The sequence below is a fragment of the Paenibacillus taichungensis genome, from assembly GCF_003287275.1.
In the GTDB taxonomy this organism is placed as follows: domain Bacteria; phylum Bacillota; class Bacilli; order Paenibacillales; family Paenibacillaceae; genus Paenibacillus; species Paenibacillus taichungensis_A.
The window spans coordinates 494,119-509,101 of the sequence record NZ_QEVW01000014.1 but is presented as its reverse complement, the minus strand read 5'-3'; the positions used below and the strand labels follow the sequence as shown (position 1 = coordinate 509,101).

General features: G+C 45.0%; 14 protein-coding genes. 11 read left to right on the top strand and 3 right to left on the bottom strand.

Annotated features, from left to right (window positions below; translation table 11 throughout):
* Nucleotides 1-15 precede the first annotated feature (15 nt).
* Complete coding sequence (locus DC345_RS22120) at nt 16-1,455, bottom strand: DHA2 family efflux MFS transporter permease subunit (RefSeq protein WP_113055009.1); 1,440 nt, start codon at nt 1,453-1,455, stop codon at nt 16-18.
* Between the two features lie 281 nt (nt 1,456-1,736).
* On the opposite strand from DC345_RS22120, the gene DC345_RS22115 reads away from it, so the two are divergent.
* Nucleotides 1,737-2,342, top strand: a complete 606-nt coding sequence (locus tag DC345_RS22115; protein WP_113054943.1) for a TetR/AcrR family transcriptional regulator — start codon at nt 1,737-1,739, stop codon at nt 2,340-2,342.
* 65 nt (nt 2,343-2,407) lie between these two features.
* Here the strand turns inward: DC345_RS22115 and DC345_RS22110 are convergent, their stop codons facing one another.
* Complete coding sequence (locus DC345_RS22110; RefSeq protein ID WP_113054942.1) at nt 2,408-3,067, bottom strand: hypothetical protein; 660 nt, start codon at nt 3,065-3,067, stop codon at nt 2,408-2,410.
* Nucleotides 3,068-3,471: 404 nt separating this feature from the next.
* Between DC345_RS22110 and DC345_RS22105 the strand changes: the two genes are divergently transcribed.
* From DC345_RS22105 to DC345_RS22095, 3 genes are all read left to right on the top strand, one after another.
* On the top strand, nt 3,472-4,704 hold the full coding sequence (locus tag DC345_RS22105; RefSeq protein ID WP_113054941.1) for a cytochrome P450: 1,233 nt from the start codon (nt 3,472-3,474) through the stop codon (nt 4,702-4,704).
* Nucleotides 4,705-4,939: 235 nt separating this feature from the next.
* A complete protein-coding gene (locus DC345_RS22100; RefSeq protein WP_113054940.1) occupies nt 4,940-5,305 on the top strand; it encodes an ArsR/SmtB family transcription factor in 366 nt (121 codons plus the stop codon).
* 4 nt (nt 5,306-5,309) lie between these two features.
* A complete protein-coding gene (locus DC345_RS22095) occupies nt 5,310-5,948 on the top strand; it encodes an NAD(P)-dependent oxidoreductase (RefSeq protein WP_181586687.1) in 639 nt (212 codons plus the stop codon).
* Nucleotides 5,949-5,990: 42 nt separating this feature from the next.
* Here DC345_RS22095 and DC345_RS22090 read toward each other — a convergent pair whose 3' ends face one another.
* On the bottom strand, nt 5,991-6,266 hold the full coding sequence (locus DC345_RS22090; RefSeq protein ID WP_113054938.1) for a hypothetical protein: 276 nt from the start codon (nt 6,264-6,266) through the stop codon (nt 5,991-5,993).
* Between the two features lie 188 nt (nt 6,267-6,454).
* On the opposite strand from DC345_RS22090, the gene DC345_RS22085 reads away from it, so the two are divergent.
* From DC345_RS22085 to DC345_RS22050, 7 genes are all read left to right on the top strand, one after another.
* Nucleotides 6,455-7,414, top strand: coding sequence for an ArsR/SmtB family transcription factor (locus DC345_RS22085; RefSeq protein ID WP_113054937.1), 960 nt, complete (start codon nt 6,455-6,457; stop codon nt 7,412-7,414).
* The gene (locus DC345_RS22080) at nt 7,404-8,252 is read left to right on the top strand and encodes an AraC family transcriptional regulator (protein WP_113054936.1); all 849 of its coding nucleotides are present in this window, start codon (nt 7,404-7,406) and stop codon (nt 8,250-8,252) included. The genes DC345_RS22085 and DC345_RS22080 overlap by 11 nt, the downstream gene beginning before the upstream one ends.
* A gap of 163 nt (nt 8,253-8,415) precedes the next feature.
* Nucleotides 8,416-9,366, top strand: a complete 951-nt coding sequence (locus DC345_RS22075) for a glycoside hydrolase family 43 protein (protein ID WP_113054935.1) — start codon at nt 8,416-8,418, stop codon at nt 9,364-9,366.
* Between the two features lie 403 nt (nt 9,367-9,769).
* Nucleotides 9,770-11,524: a glycoside hydrolase family 2 protein gene (locus tag DC345_RS22065; protein ID WP_113054933.1), complete on the top strand. Its 1,755-nt coding sequence runs from the start codon at nt 9,770-9,772 to the stop codon at nt 11,522-11,524.
* 56 nt (nt 11,525-11,580) lie between these two features.
* On the top strand, nt 11,581-12,981 hold the full coding sequence (locus DC345_RS22060; protein ID WP_113054932.1) for a family 43 glycosylhydrolase: 1,401 nt from the start codon (nt 11,581-11,583) through the stop codon (nt 12,979-12,981).
* A gap of 161 nt (nt 12,982-13,142) precedes the next feature.
* Entirely contained in the window at nt 13,143-14,165 is a 1,023-nt protein-coding gene (locus DC345_RS22055; RefSeq protein WP_113055008.1) for an ATP-binding cassette domain-containing protein, read from the top strand.
* Complete coding sequence (locus DC345_RS22050; protein WP_113054931.1) at nt 14,162-14,977, top strand: ABC transporter permease; 816 nt, start codon at nt 14,162-14,164, stop codon at nt 14,975-14,977. The genes DC345_RS22055 and DC345_RS22050 overlap by 4 nt, the downstream gene beginning before the upstream one ends.
* The last annotated feature ends 6 nt before the right edge of the window (nt 14,978-14,983 follow it).

Sequence of the window (14,983 nt, the reverse complement as noted above, 5' to 3'; positions counted from 1 at the left end):
ATGTAAATGTTGTTCTTAATTTGTATTCATCGAGACTTTTTGTCTTACAGGCTGCTTGGAGTCTTCCTCCGTCGCTTGTTTGGTACGTTTGATGAAGAAGGAAAGTAGCAATCCGAGAACGGCAATACCGATAATGACTACATAAGCATCATTAATTCCCTGGATCATGGATTCCATTCCCAACTGCTGCTGGGTTAAGCCTTTGGCTGCACCCGTTGCCACCATATCCTGTACATGTGCCGTTGTGCGACTAGTCATTACACTTACGAGCAATGAAGTACCCACAGCGCCAGCTACTTGTCTCACGGTGTTGGATATCGCTGTACCGTGTGGCCCAAGTCTTGGAGGCAGTTGATTCAAACCTGCCGTTTGGATAGGCATCATGAGCAAGGCCATACCAATTCGGCGACCTGTTGACATTAATACCAGGTAAGTATAACTGGTAGAATCCGTTAGATCAATGAAACCAATGGTGGTTACGATCGTGATAACCATCCCGATAATCGCCAGCCATTTTGCACCAAACCGGTCAAACAATCTACCTGTTATTGGCATCAGGAAGCCCATGACAAGTGCCCCTGGAAGCAATAATAATCCGGACTCCAATGCAGTGTAACCCCGTGCATTTTGGAGGTATAAAGGAAGCAACATCATATCAGCATACATGATCATCGTGATCGCGATATTAATGACCGTGGTCAGTGAGAACATATTATACTTGAAAGCACGCAGATCGAGCAGCGGATTTGTAGACGCGAGCTGTCTCCATGTGAACAGTCCAAGAGCAACTACTCCTGCTGCAAGGCATATGATTACTTCAGCGCTTGACCATCCCAGACTTCCCGCCCGACTGAAGCCGTACAGCAATGCACCGAATCCAATCGTGGACAGCAACACGCTGAGTGTGTCGAACTTGAGTTTGATTCGTTCCGATACATTTTTGAGATATACAAACGCAAAACCAATAACAATAACAGTTAGTGGGATCATCCCGTAAAACATCGTTTGCCATGTGTAGTTCTCAAGAATATATCCAGCAAGTGTCGGCCCAATCGCTGGAGCGAAAATGATGGCAAAACCGACCATACCCATCGCGGCGCCCCTTTTCTCAGGAGAGAACAGGGTTAGAATGACATGCATCAACAATGGCATGATAATACCAGCACCAGCTGCTTGAACCATACGTCCTGTCAACAATGTACCGAAATTACTCGCAAGGGCAGATATAATCGTACCGATGAGGAAAATAAACATCGAAGCTTGAAATAATTGCCGTGTCGAAAAGCGTTGCATGAAATAGGCCGTGATAGGAATGAGTACACCATTCACCAGCATGTAGCCTGTCGTAAACCATTGGGCTGTTGCTGCTGAGATATTAAAATCCCCCATCAGCTCCGGAGTTGCCACGCTCATAACGGTTTGGTTCAATGTGGCAAGAAATGCACCCAAAATCATAACAAACAGTATGGGGCCCTTTTTTACGTCATCTTTTTCTTTTAATCTAGCCTGACTCAATCCATTCCATCCTTTCAATCCACACGTGACTAAATTTACAACGTGTTGTATAGTTTACAATGTATTTATTGAATTATATACATATTCCCGGAGATTACAATTTACGATTTTGGGTATTTTCGTTGCTTATTTTACGAAAAAATAAAATATGTCGTCTAATTCGGAAATAAACGACTGATCATTTAAAATTGTAATTTTTAAAATTTGAGGAGTGATTTTGCATGAAGAACGAAAAGAAGTCTGCTACAGATCCTCGTATACTTCGTACAAGACAGTTGATTCGTGATGCTTTTGTAGATCTTTTACAGGAAATGGACATCGAGAAACTATCCGTCAATCGGATTGCAGAACGAGCGACGATCAACCGCGTGACCTTCTATCTGCATTATCGGGATATCACAGACATGATGGAGAAAATGGCGGATGAGATGATTGAGCACATTGAACGGATTGTGGATGAACATGCACCTCAATTTGAGTATGCTGCCAAAGATGATGGTTGGCCAGTACTAGTGAAATTGCTTGAACACTTTGCTGATCACTCCAAATTCTATCGCGTCGTTCTCGCGTCCAGACGAACACCCATTTTTACGGAGAGACTATTGAAATTGCTAACGAAACTAGTTTCAGCCAAGATTGAAAGTTTGGAGCTGGGAAGCACACTTGAACAAGCAGGTATCCATAAGGAGATCGCCATCTGGTACAGTTCTTCAGCCCTGATTGGGACCATTGTATCCTGGCTTCGCAATGACATGCCTTATGCACCGCATTTTCTAGCCAAACAGTTCTCTTTAATTCGCGCTTATTCTTACAATGATTTGATATAAAGAAAAAAACATCTAGCTATTGTCAGAATCAACCATACGCAGATGTTTTTCAAGAATTTAATGGGCTACTCTCCTGTCGGGGTTCGTAATATCATATACAGCCCGATGAGTGCTGCCAGGGCACCAAAAATGATGCCTGACAGTCCATTGTAAAAGGTGGGATCCCCTTTGAATGAAAATGACATGATCGCAGTTTGTGTTAATGAAAGTGAGATCAATGATGAAGAGAAGTTCGTCAGTTTGATGGCTTCAATGACCGGTTCATTATTTCGTCTCGCCATAATGGCACCACCTAAAGAAACCGCGATTTCGGTAAAAGTAACGGCAGCTATGATGAAGGCGACATAATGAGGATAATGTGTTCTGCTGCCTGTAACAAATAATAATTTACTGCAATAAATGATGTACACCGCACTTGAAGCGAGCACAATATTGCCTATAAATCGGTATGCAGCGTATTGTTTTTTTAGGATTTCCTCCGGGCTGGAATCATCAAGATTCGAGTCCTCATGTGCTTTTGCTGCGTAATACTTGGCAACAGCGATGCCGATATTATAAAAGGCGTTAATGCATAAAAAGAAGGAGAGCGTAAAAATCCCTAAGAGTATTTTTCCAACTGCGATAAGGGCATTTAGTGGAATAGATAATTTTGCAAAGTAGATAATGCGATTATTTTTAACTTTAAAGACAGATTCTCCTCTATTCACTGGACGTATCCAATTCACTGTATCCCTCCCGAACGAAACCCCGATGTACAAAGAATGGCCTAGTGTTCAAGCATACCATAGTAAACCATATGGTCCACGTTTTAGGTTTAGACATGTTCATGCTTACCTATCTGTAATCCTGTATTATAACCGTTAAGAACTTAATTTTCGTCATAAATGTACTATTAGTATAAAAACACACCTTAAAATATCCAAAATATGAATATAGTTCAAAAGTTTCATTCCAAATAATATACGGTTAGTATAAAATGGTTGTGCGCTGAACTGTCAATTCATGTGCCAACCAAAGGAGGAATGAAAAGGAACCGAAGAACTGGAGTGACGCCGTGGCATGATTATCAAAGGACATGGAAGAAATCCCTCTTTGCACTGAATAAAAATAGTTTTAAGGCGGTGTTTGGATGTACAAAGAAGTGATTCGAGTTCACGATATAACCAATTTTCAGTCCAGATCGGAAGAGTTTTTTCCACTTCACTGGTTTCGGAAAATGTTGTCGGAAAAACCTGTTTACTATCATGAGGATACGGATACCTGGAATGTATTCAGATATGACGATGTTAAGCAGGTACTAAGCAATCATGAGTATTTTTCATCCGAAGGCTCAAGAACAACCATTGCAGTTGGGGCGAAAAACAAGGAAGGCACACCGCCGGACAAAATGAATATTTCGAGCATAGATCCACCGCGTCATCAAAAAAGCCGTTCGTTGCTCTCTGCTGCTTTTACACCCCGCAGCCTGAAAAACTGGGAGCCGCGGATTCGGAACATTGCGAAGCAGCTGGTGGAGGATATTGAACTTAATACAACGATCGACATCGTGCAAGCCCTGGCAGCGCCATTGCCTTCCATGGTTATGGCAGATTTGTTGGGCATACCGCTGACGGACAGCCACCGCTTCAAAAGCTGGGTAGATATTCTGTTTCAACCCGCCAATAGAGAAAATGCAGAGGAAATGGAACTGAAAAAGCAGGTCGCAGCACAGGAGTATTATCAGTTCCTTTATCCCATTGTCGTTCAGAAACGGACTCAGCCTGGCGACGATATCATTACTGATTTGTTGAAAGTGGATGTGGACGGCGATAAGTTTTCCGATGATGAGGTTGTTCGAACCACAATGCTCCTGCTGGGGGCTGGTATTGAAACCACCAGTCACATGGTTTCCAGTACATTTTATTCTTTTCTCTATGATGACCCCAACTTGTATGTTCAATTACGAGAGAACCCTGAGTTGATCCCACTTGCGGTAGAAGAGATGCTTCGTTATCGCTTCCATAATGCCAAGCGGCACCGGACCGTGAAGAAGGATAATAATCTGTTGGGTGTTGAATTGAAAAAAGGGGATGTCGTTATTTCCTGGATGAGTGCGGCGAATATGGATGAAAAAATATTTGAAAATCCATTCGATTTGAACATTCACCGTCCCAATAACAAAAAACACCTTACCTTTGGCAATGGTCCACATTTCTGTCTGGGTGCTCCACTGGCGAGAATGGAATTGAGTGTTGCTTTGACTGCATTTGTAGAAAGAGTGCCTTCCATCGAATCGGTTGAATCATTTGAGTTGGAAAACAACCTGACCGTCTCGGCTCCAGGCCAGTCTCTGACATACTTGCCTGTGAAGATTGTTCATTAAGAAGATAACTATCATATAGTCCAAATAACAAAAGCCGTAGATTTGATGCTTATAGCATCCGATCTACGGCTTTTATAACGTTCAGGTCATTTTCTGAAATGTTGGCGAGTTGTTTTCATTTTAAATAGTGGAGCCTTCATTCATTCGTCTCGATTATCTTTCCCAATGAATATTTCATTGTTTTTTGTGCTAGGATGGTTCATAGAATTAAACCATTCGACAGAGGGGAAGGTTCATGGCTAAACAGGATCGCATGAAAAGATTGGCAAGTGAATTTAATGATTGTCAACAAGCACTGGTTGCTATTGGAGATCAGACACGTCAGTCCATTATTATGGCATTAATTCAGAGTGAAATAGATAGTGATCGAGGAATCCGTGTGGGGGACCTGGCCAAACAGACCAATTTATCTCGTCCAGCGGTCTCCCATCACCTGAAGATATTAAAAGATGCAAATCTCATTGAAGTGAGTCGGGAAGGCACCATGAATTTTTATTTTCTGGATATTACGAGAAGTGATTTCTCGAAGCTTAGGAAACTTTTTGGCAATATTGAAGCATTTCTTCATGAATTTCAGGACGGATCGTCCGAAGGAGAGTGAGTATATGAATATCATTATTTTTGGGGCAACCGGAAGAACAGGAAATGAGCTGATGTTACGAGCACTGGAAGCAGGCCATACAGTTACTGCATTTGTTAGAAATCCATCCAAGATTAGTGTGTCACATCGTAATCTGAACGTAGAGAAGGGTGAGGCAACACGTTATTCGGATATCAACGATGTGCTGAGCAAGGAGAAATATGATGCTGTTTTTTCAGTGTTGGGTGCCAAAGGAATGTTTAAAAGGGACTTGCCTTTGATTGATGCCATGAAGAACATCGTGCGGGCAGCGGAGAATAACGATACCGGGAAACTCATTCACGTATCCTTTATCGGTGTTCATCCAGACGCAGGGAAACTGGGCTTTTTATACAAGTACATCATCCCAACATTCATGACGAACTTGCTTCGCGATCACCGGGAAAAGGATGCAATCATCACCAGCAGCAAGCTCAATTGGGTTTTGATTCAACCTCCGGTTCTTACATCAGATGTTTACAATGGAAACTATATTCATGAGGCAGAGATTCATGGGGATAACTCACGCAAGCTGAAGCTGTCCCGAAGTCATTTGGCTGAATTTATGCTTAAGCTGGCAAATGATCATACGTATGACAAAAAAGCTGTTTACGTAACAGAGTAGAGAGTGAAATGCAAGAGTAACCATAAATATCATATGAGAAGATCACATTAGAGGCGTTTGCGATGAATGCTCGAAGTGGTCTTCTTTTTGCGTCATATCTTGGTTTGTGTTAGGGACGGAAAAACGCTGAGCGAGAAGCTGCTGTTCCTTGATGAGCAGATCGATTTTATGGTGAAGATGGTCCAATTGTTTGTTGTAATGCTTATAGGTATAAAATCCAATTACAGCCTTAATTGCGAAGAACATAACAGCAGCCGCAATAATCAATATATAGTTAGAAGCAATATGTCTGATCCAGCTATTGATTTCGCTTATCACGTATATCCTTCCTTTCGCAAGAAATGCAGATTACTTCTATTCATTGCCTTTACCATAAGAAAGATTACGTGGAAAATGTTCTCAAATGATTTCTTTCGGAAGCTTGATTAAGCATGGCAACATTGTGTTTATTCCTCTTATTCAGTAGAATTATTTTAAATTAATATTTTCCAAAGGAGAGCAAACACGTGCTGGAACTCAGCTTTAATGACCCGGAAAAACTGGTAACTGTAACCCACGCTTTGTCGACTCGTTCCCGGATAGACATTCTCCAGCTTCTTAATTCCAACAAATTAAACATTATTGAAATTGCAGAAGCACTTAACCTGCCGGTCTCAACGGTAGCCAACCATATTAAAGTGCTGGAGGCAGCCCATTTAATACATACGGAGATGCTCCCGGCCTCTCGCGGGGCCATGAAGGTTTGCAGCCGCAATTATGATGATATTCATATTGCCCTTGATCGGGTGAATTCCTTTCCCGCACGGGATACCAATATCTATGAAGTGCAGATGCCGATAGGGCATTACAGCGACTGTGAAGTTGCGCCGACATGCGGCATGGCGAGTACGGAGGATATGATTTTGAAGGAAGACGACCCGGCAAGCTTCTATCATCCCAAGCATATTGATGCTCAAATCATCTGGTTGGCAAAAGGGTATTTGGAATATTTACTTCCTATGGATATTCCGCAAGGTGCAACGATTGAAGCTTTGGAATTGTCCATGGAAATCTGTTCTGAAGTAGCGACCTATAACAATGATTGGCCCTCGGATATTTCCGTTTGGGTGAATGGTACTGAGATCGGGATGTGGACTAGTCCCGGAGATTTGGGCGACCGTCGTGGTAAACTGAATCCGGTATGGTGGTCTGATGGTTCCACTCAATACGGTATTCTCAAAAAATGGCGTGTGGACAGCAACCAGACCATGCTGGACAAGGAGAAAATTTCGGATGTGTCCCTGTCAGATCTTCATCTTGAGGATAAACCCAAGTTAAGATTACGCATTGGAATCCATCCGGATGCCAGGCATCAGGGAGGCATGAACCTGTTTGGCAATGAGTTCGGGGACCATGAACAGAACATTATTATGCAGGTAAGGTATACCATGAATGCGGGTGATAAGGATGCGAGATATGCCAAATAACGATACTTCATTTATCGTGAGTATCGAGCGTTTTAAACCGAACTTGTTTCATCTGGAGCAGGGTGAAGGTTTATTCAAATCCCATTCACATGCCTATGATGAATTGACACTTATACTGGATGGAGAAGGGTATTATAGTTCACCAGAGCAGAATGTCAAAGTGGTTGCAGGTGACCTCATTATGATCCCGCCAGAGCTGTATCACGGTTATGTCTGTACCGAGCCATGGCAGGGCATTTCCGTACATTATTACCATGACTCCTTGCCCGTGCATTGTCGATATCTCTTCCATGGGCAGGAGCATCAGAGGAATCGCATTCAGCTTGCCCATCTCAATCAAGACAGTCTTCGCTGGGCAGATATCAGTTTGTCCGAATTAGAAAAGGAATGGCGTTCCGAAGACAAGCAGAGTATTGACTCCAGTCATTTAATCCGTCTAGCGCTGGAGACTGCACTGCTACTGTTCCAGCGGAATTGCTCAGTCAATGCTTCTCATGCTGTTAAAGATCCAATGGTTCAAGGCATCATTCAGGAAGTACTGAAAGAGATCCATTCGTCTTACTACACGCCGATTACGGTTAGTGAATTGGCCTCCCGACACTTTCTGTCGGAGAGCAATCTGCGAAAGAAATTCACAGAAACGGTGGGGGTTTCTCCAAAGCAGTACATTATCAATCTTCGTTTAATGGAAGCCAAACGACTGTTACAACAAACCAACAAAGCGGTTGAAAGGATATCTTCGGAAGTAGGGTTCACCTCGTCCAGCCGATTTTATGATTATTTTGTCAGATCTGTAGGAGTCACCCCACTTGAATGGCGGATGCAGAACATTCAGTAAAGCTCCAATAGGAAAAACCGTCTTGAGGACGTTTTTTTTCGACCGACGAAATCGCTTGAAGGTTGTCTTTTTTTACAACCAAATTAAAGCGTTTTCACAATTGTCCGCAAACCAATCCTGCCAGATAATAGAAAATAGCATGACATGAAGGGAGAGATAAGAAATGACAACCAGTACATTTTGTAACCCGGTGGCGTTGCAGTCCGCAGACCCTTGGGTCTATAGGCACTCCGATGGCAATTATTATTTTATGCGCACACGCTCTAATTATCTGGAGCTTATTCAGTCCCCTCGATTATCGCAAATTAATGAAGGGACTCGGAAAATCATTTGGTCACCGGAGCCTGGAGGGCGTTACAGCCATCATTTGTGGGCACCGGAAATCCATTTTTTGAATGGGAAATGGTACATATACTATACGGCCAATGATGGGGGAGGGGACGATTCACGGCGGATTTGCGTGCTGGAGAATGAAAGCCCGAATCCACTGGATGGCGAGTGGGTATGGAAGGGTGCTCTGGACACTCCTGTCCCTGGTTTGGATGGTACCGTGCTGAAACTGGATGGTCAGCTCTATTTTCTGTACGCAGGCTACGGTCATTTTCCGGACTATGGATCAGCGATCTATATTATGCGGATGTCTAACCCTTACTCTCTGACAGGCGACCATGTGCTGTTAACGGCTCCAACCTTTTCGTGGGAAAAGCAAGGCGGAATGGCCATTAATGAAGGTCCGGTTACGCTGCATCGCAATGGACGGGTTTTTCTGATTTTCTCGGCCAGCACAACCTGGTCAGAAGATTATGCACTTGGCATATTAACCATGAATGAAGAGGATGATCCGATGCTGACTTCATCATGGACCAAATCCCCGCAGCCCGTTTTTCGGAAAAGTGTGGAAAATGGAGTATATGCCACAGGACACAATAGCTTCACAACGTCACCGGATGGTATGGAGGATTGGATCGTATTTCATGCCCTTCCTGCGGCGGGTGCAGATACCGGTTTAAGGGCAACGCGCATTCAAAAATTTGAATGGAACAGGGATGGAACACCTGATTTTGGTATACCTTTCAGCGATGATCATGCGCTCCAAGTTCCATCGGGAGAGTAAGACATAAGACTCGAGAATAGTGGATGAGTATGCCTATAGTTACAATTATTTTGTAATTAAAGAGGGAATAGATAAACGCTACGGTGAAAATGTATGTTGTCATGAGATGAAGAAGGCTGTGTTCATGTTAGCTTTAAATAGAATTATACTGCGCATTAACAGCGGTTCGACGGTGTTTATCAGTGATGTAATCAACTTTCCCATGCTGTTTGAAGGGAAAAAAAGCAAGAATATTAGATATATTTTATTACAAGAAAATAAATTGAAAACGTTTACATCTAATTATTGTGTAATTATACTTTGATTCAAATACAGAACAAATATTGCACCATTGTTGTGTCCACCATTCCAATACTGATGGTATACATCGGTTCAACCAAAGGCTAATAGGAGTGATTTGCAGATGAATGAACAAAAGTTGAAACCAATCCCACGCCCTGAGTATCCCCGGCCTCAATGGGTACGAAGTAATTGGATCAATCTGAACGGAACTTGGCAGTTCGAAATGGATCATGGCAAAAGTGGGAAAGAACGCGGTTATGAGCAGTCCGAACATCCCCTCTCAGGAACAATCACTGTTCCGTTTTGTCCAGAGAGTAAGCTGTCCGGAGTGGCCTATACCGATTTTATGGCGGCAGTATGGTACAAACGGGAATTCTCGATCCCGGAAACCTGGATGAATGGACGCATTTTGCTTCATTTTGGCGCTGTTGATTACGAAGCCGAGATCTGGGTCAACGGAAAAGCCGCTGGCAGGCATCGGGGAGGCTATTCGCCATTCCATTTGGACATCACATCCCATGTTTCGCCAGGGGCGAATGTGGTCACGGTCTATGCCGAAGACGATGTGCGTTCTGGACTTCAGCCGCGAGGGAAACAGAGCGAACGATTCCACTCGCATGGCTGTGATTACACGCGGACGACCGGCATCTGGCAAACGGTGTGGCTGGAGCAGGTGCCAGAGGTGTATCTCTCTGACATGAAAGTCGCCGCTGATCCGGATAATGCTTGTGTGCACCTGGACCTGAAAATATGCGGTAACGCTGCTGGAGGGGAGCTGGCTGCAATTGCCCGCTTTGACGGCCAGGATGTAGGGTCCGCAACAGTGGTTGTTCATGGACCTGCTGTGAAGCTTACTATTCCATTATCCGAAATCCACTTATGGGAGCCGGGGAACGCCAAACTGTATGACTTGGAACTGAAGCTGCATGGGCAGAATCAGACCAGAGATACGGTTGACTCATATTTCGGACTGCGGACAGTGAGGTTGGATGGCATGGCTTTTCGCATCAATGACAAATCTGTTTTTCAGCGGCTCGTGCTGGATCAGGGCTTTTACCCGGATGGGATCTACACGGCACCTAGCGACGATGATCTGCGCAAGGACATCGAGATCTCCATGGGACTTGGCTTTAATGGAGCGAGATTGCACGAAAAGATGTTTGAACCGCGTTTCCTGTATTGGGCTGATCAGCTTGGTTACCTGGTTTGGGGAGAACACGCCAACTGGGGACAGGATATTACAACAGCCGAAAGTCTCGCACGGTTCCTGCCGGAATGGATGGAAGGCATGGAACGTGACTTCAATCATCCATCGCTTATCGGCTGGTGTCCGTTCAATGAAACGTGGGATCGCGATGGAACCCGGCAGGATAACGATGTGCTCCGCGTTGTCTATGAGATGACTAAACGTATGGACCCGACTCGTCCTGTCATTGACACCAGCGGCAACTTTCATGTGGTGACAGATATCTTCGATTTGCATGACTATGATCAGAACCCGGAAACGTTCCGGGCCAGATATGAACCGATGAAAAGCGGCGGGGAAGTATTCAATACGTTTCCGGAGCGGCAGACGTATGAAGGGCAGCCTTATTTTATTAGCGAGTATGGCGGTATCTGGTGGAATCCGGATCAGCAAGATGAGAAAGCTTGGGGCTACGGGGACAGACCACAATCCGAAGAAGCTTTCATTGCACGTTATGAGGGACTAACCAATGTCCTGCTGGACCATCCAAAGATGTTTGGTTTTTGTTATACCCAGCTATACGATGTGGAACAGGAAGTGAACGGACTGTACACCTATGACCGCCGTCCCAAATTCGACCCGGAAACGATTCGTCGCATTAATACCCGCAAGGCTGCCATCGAAGATTGAACGTTGCAGGTCAGGTGCGCGCATGATTCATAATCCTATAGGGAGCGTGGCTGTAGATGAAAATAATGAATTACAGGAACAAATTGTTGCTGGCCTTATGTGCATTTCTTATTTTCCCAATGGGACAGACGACGCATGCAGCGACCGTTCAGAATAACTTCTACAATGTCGTGATGCAGGATGGAGCAGATCCTTGGGTCTACAAGCACACTGACGGATTTTATTATTTCACCAAAACAACTGGTGACAACGTTACCATCTGGAAGTCAGCTCAATTAACAACCATTGATGCGGCTCCAACCACTGTGGTGAATACGGGTTGCTGCGGCATCTGGGCTCCAGAGCTTCATTACATCAATGGTGCATGGTACATCTATTATGCCAAGGATGATGGAGACAACGTCAATCACCGCATGTATGTCATGGAAAATACGTCAGCTGACCCCACACAGGGAACCTGGCAATACAAAGGACGGATTACGGATCCCACCAACAAGTGGGCTATCGATGGGACGGTATTACAGGTGAACGGACAGCTCTACTTCATCTGGTCGGGCTGGGAAGGAGATACGAATGTTAGGCAGAATCTGTACATTGCCCATATGAGTAATCCCTGGACCATCGATTCGAATCGTGTGGAGATTTCGCGACCAACGTACGCCTGGGAAACCAATCATTCCCCGAATGTAAATGAAGGACCGCAGGTGATCGTTCGAAACGGTGTCATCAATCTTGTGTATTCGGCAAGTGGCAGCTGGACCAATGATTATTGTCTGGGGCTTATTACCGCCAACGCCTCAAGCAATTTGCTGAATCCGGCATCATGGAACAAGCGCAGTCAGCCTATCTTCCAATCGGGGAACGGCTTGTATGGTCCGGGTCATCATTCCTTTACGAAATCGCCTGATGGGACTGAGGACTGGATCATGTACCATACAGCGAAATTCAATAATTCCGGATGGAATCGTGAAATTCGTTTACAGAAGTTCACCTGGAATGCCGACAATACCCCGAACTTGGGTACACCGGTGAATCCCAACGCACCTATTGCTCTACCTTCGGGAGAGAAATCAATCGTTCGATATGAAGGAGAAGAGGGAGCTTTTGGAGGGATCGCTTATGCATCCCAGAGTCCTTCTGGTTCAGGCAATATGAAAGCCGGTCATATCGATACGGCGGACAGCTATGTAGAATTTAACGTTAATGCAGCAACTGCGGGCCCGTATATTCTACTGGCGAGGACAGCGAATGGCACAACAGGCGGTAACTGGTCCAACCTGTTGCTAAGTGTGAATGGAGGCATATCCAGTCCTTTCTACATTACGAATAAGGGATGGGAGAACTGGGGACTGTCTACAGCGAGAGTTCAGCTAAAGGCTGGTGTGAACAAAATTCGTTTCTCCAAAGGTGAAGGCTATGGAGAACTGGACTTCTTTGATATCAAACCTGTAAATTAGAGAATGATAAATCCGATTCGAACCCTGCTGGTGTCCATTTGGACATTGGCGGGGTTTTGTGATTTGAAATTGAAAACTTTCCGATTCCATTCATATTCAGTTCATAAAAGTACGATATTCTTCCCCTATAAACGATATGGGAGGAACCACAATTGACAAACATACAGCAAAGAACAACAGGTAATGAACTTGGAGATTGGGCCATTGAAGCAGAGGGTCTTGTAAAAATCTTCGGAGATAAGCGTGCAGTTGATGGTGTAAATCTGAATGTAAAGGCAGGTACAATTTATGGCGTGCTGGGTCCGAATGGAGCAGGGAAAACAACAACAATTCGTATGCTGGGCACACTGCTTCGGCCCGATGGAGGATCAGCCAAAATATTCGGGCATGATGTGGTGAAGGAGTCACATATCGTACGCCAGCTGATTGGACTTACAGGGCAATACGCATCAGTTGACGAGTCACTTAGTGCCAACGAAAATTTGATGATATTTTCACGGCTCCTGGGTCTTGGCCGCACAGAAGCGAAGCGCAAGACAGCCGAGCTGCTCGAAGAATTCGGCTTGACGGAGGCGGCGAAACGTCCGATCAAAGGGTTCTCGGGAGGCATGCGCCGCCGTCTGGATCTGGCAGCAAGTCTTATTGCTCAGCCGCCGCTGATCTTTCTGGATGAACCGACGACGGGACTTGACCCGAGGACACGTGCACAGATGTGGAATACGATTCGCCAGTTGGTCAAGACGGGCTCAACGGTGCTTCTGACCACACAATATCTTGATGAAGCGGATCAACTGGCCGATCGTGTGGCGGTAATCGATCAGGGCCATGTCGTTGCCGAAGGCACGGTGGATGATTTGAAAGCATCAGTTGGCACTGCATCACTTCAACTGCGTATCCAGGAACCGACACGGATTGAACACGCGCGTCAGATTGTGGAGCAGATCCTTCGAACAGATTCCAGCGTATCAGCGGAAGCAGGGAAGATTACTGCGCCGATGGCAAATGCGAATATTGCAGCAGATCTACTGATTGCTTTCCGCTCCGCAGGCATTGACCTGGCAGAGATGAGTGTACAGAAACCTACACTTGATGAAGTATTTCTTACCATTACGGGCCAAGGTGCGAGCGGCAATACGTCTCATACGTCTCAAGAATCAAAAGCAGTGGAGGAGTTGCAAGTATGAACAGTACAATAGCGAAACAAAACCCAAGCCGTAGGCTGAGAAAATACACAAGCTTTGGGCAAACCGTCCGAAATTCCTTAACGATGGCTTATCGCGGAATTTTGAAGGTTCGACGAACACCAGAGCAATTATTCGATGTCACCCTACAGCCGATCATTTTCACATTGATGTTTACGTACATTTTTGGCGGTGCGGTCTCGGGAAACATTCAAGCTTATTTATTGGTCATTATTCCGGGTATACTTGTGCAGACAGTAATTACAAGCTCAGTCGTTACGGGTGTGCAATTGCGTGAGGATATGGATAAAGGGGTGTTTGACCGATTCAAATCACTGCCTATAGCGCGTATTGCGCCACTGGCCGGAGCACTGCTGGCAGACACGATCCGATATACGATTGCAACATCCCTTACCTTTGCGATCGGCTATTTATTGGGATATAGCCCTGCAGGTGGATTGGGTCATGTCGCCATGGCTGGATTGCTGGTTATTGTGTGTGCTTGGGCGATCAGTTGGATTTTTGCTTTTCTCGGTGTTATTGCGCGTACAGCGTCCAGTGTACAAGGGATTTCCATGCTCGTATTGTTTCCGCTCACCTTTGCTTCGAATGCTTTCGTTCCGGTAGATACGATGCCAAATTGGCTTCAGTGGATTGTTAATGTCAATCCGATATCCCATTTGGTCTCAGCTGTACGGGATTTGGCGAATCAAGGTACAATGGGCACAGATCTAGTGACTAGTCTTGCTGGAGCGGCGGTTATTGTAGCCATTTTTGCACCATTAACAGTCCGGGCATATATGCGCAGAACGTAATTGAAA

What these genes read in the sequence shown, in the direction of transcription:
- DC345_RS22120 (WP_113055009.1), bottom strand. Translation starts at nt 1,455, where the DNA reads ATGATTTTGGGTGCATTTCTTGCCACATTGAACCAAACCGTTATGAGC.
- DC345_RS22115 (WP_113054943.1), top strand. Translation starts at nt 1,737, where the DNA reads ATGAAGAACGAAAAGAAGTCTGCTACAGATCCTCGTATACTTCGTACA.
- DC345_RS22105 (WP_113054941.1), top strand. Translation starts at nt 3,472, where the DNA reads ATGTACAAAGAAGTGATTCGAGTTCACGATATAACCAATTTTCAGTCC.
- DC345_RS22100 (WP_113054940.1), top strand. Translation starts at nt 4,940, where the DNA reads ATGGCTAAACAGGATCGCATGAAAAGATTGGCAAGTGAATTTAATGAT.
- DC345_RS22095 (WP_181586687.1), top strand. Translation starts at nt 5,310, where the DNA reads ATGAATATCATTATTTTTGGGGCAACCGGAAGAACAGGAAATGAGCTG.
- DC345_RS22080 (WP_113054936.1), top strand. Translation starts at nt 7,404, where the DNA reads ATGCCAAATAACGATACTTCATTTATCGTGAGTATCGAGCGTTTTAAA.
- DC345_RS22075 (WP_113054935.1), top strand. Translation starts at nt 8,416, where the DNA reads ATGACAACCAGTACATTTTGTAACCCGGTGGCGTTGCAGTCCGCAGAC.
- DC345_RS22065 (WP_113054933.1), top strand. Translation starts at nt 9,770, where the DNA reads ATGAATGAACAAAAGTTGAAACCAATCCCACGCCCTGAGTATCCCCGG.
- DC345_RS22060 (WP_113054932.1), top strand. Translation starts at nt 11,581, where the DNA reads ATGAAAATAATGAATTACAGGAACAAATTGTTGCTGGCCTTATGTGCA.
- DC345_RS22050 (WP_113054931.1), top strand. Translation starts at nt 14,162, where the DNA reads ATGAACAGTACAATAGCGAAACAAAACCCAAGCCGTAGGCTGAGAAAA.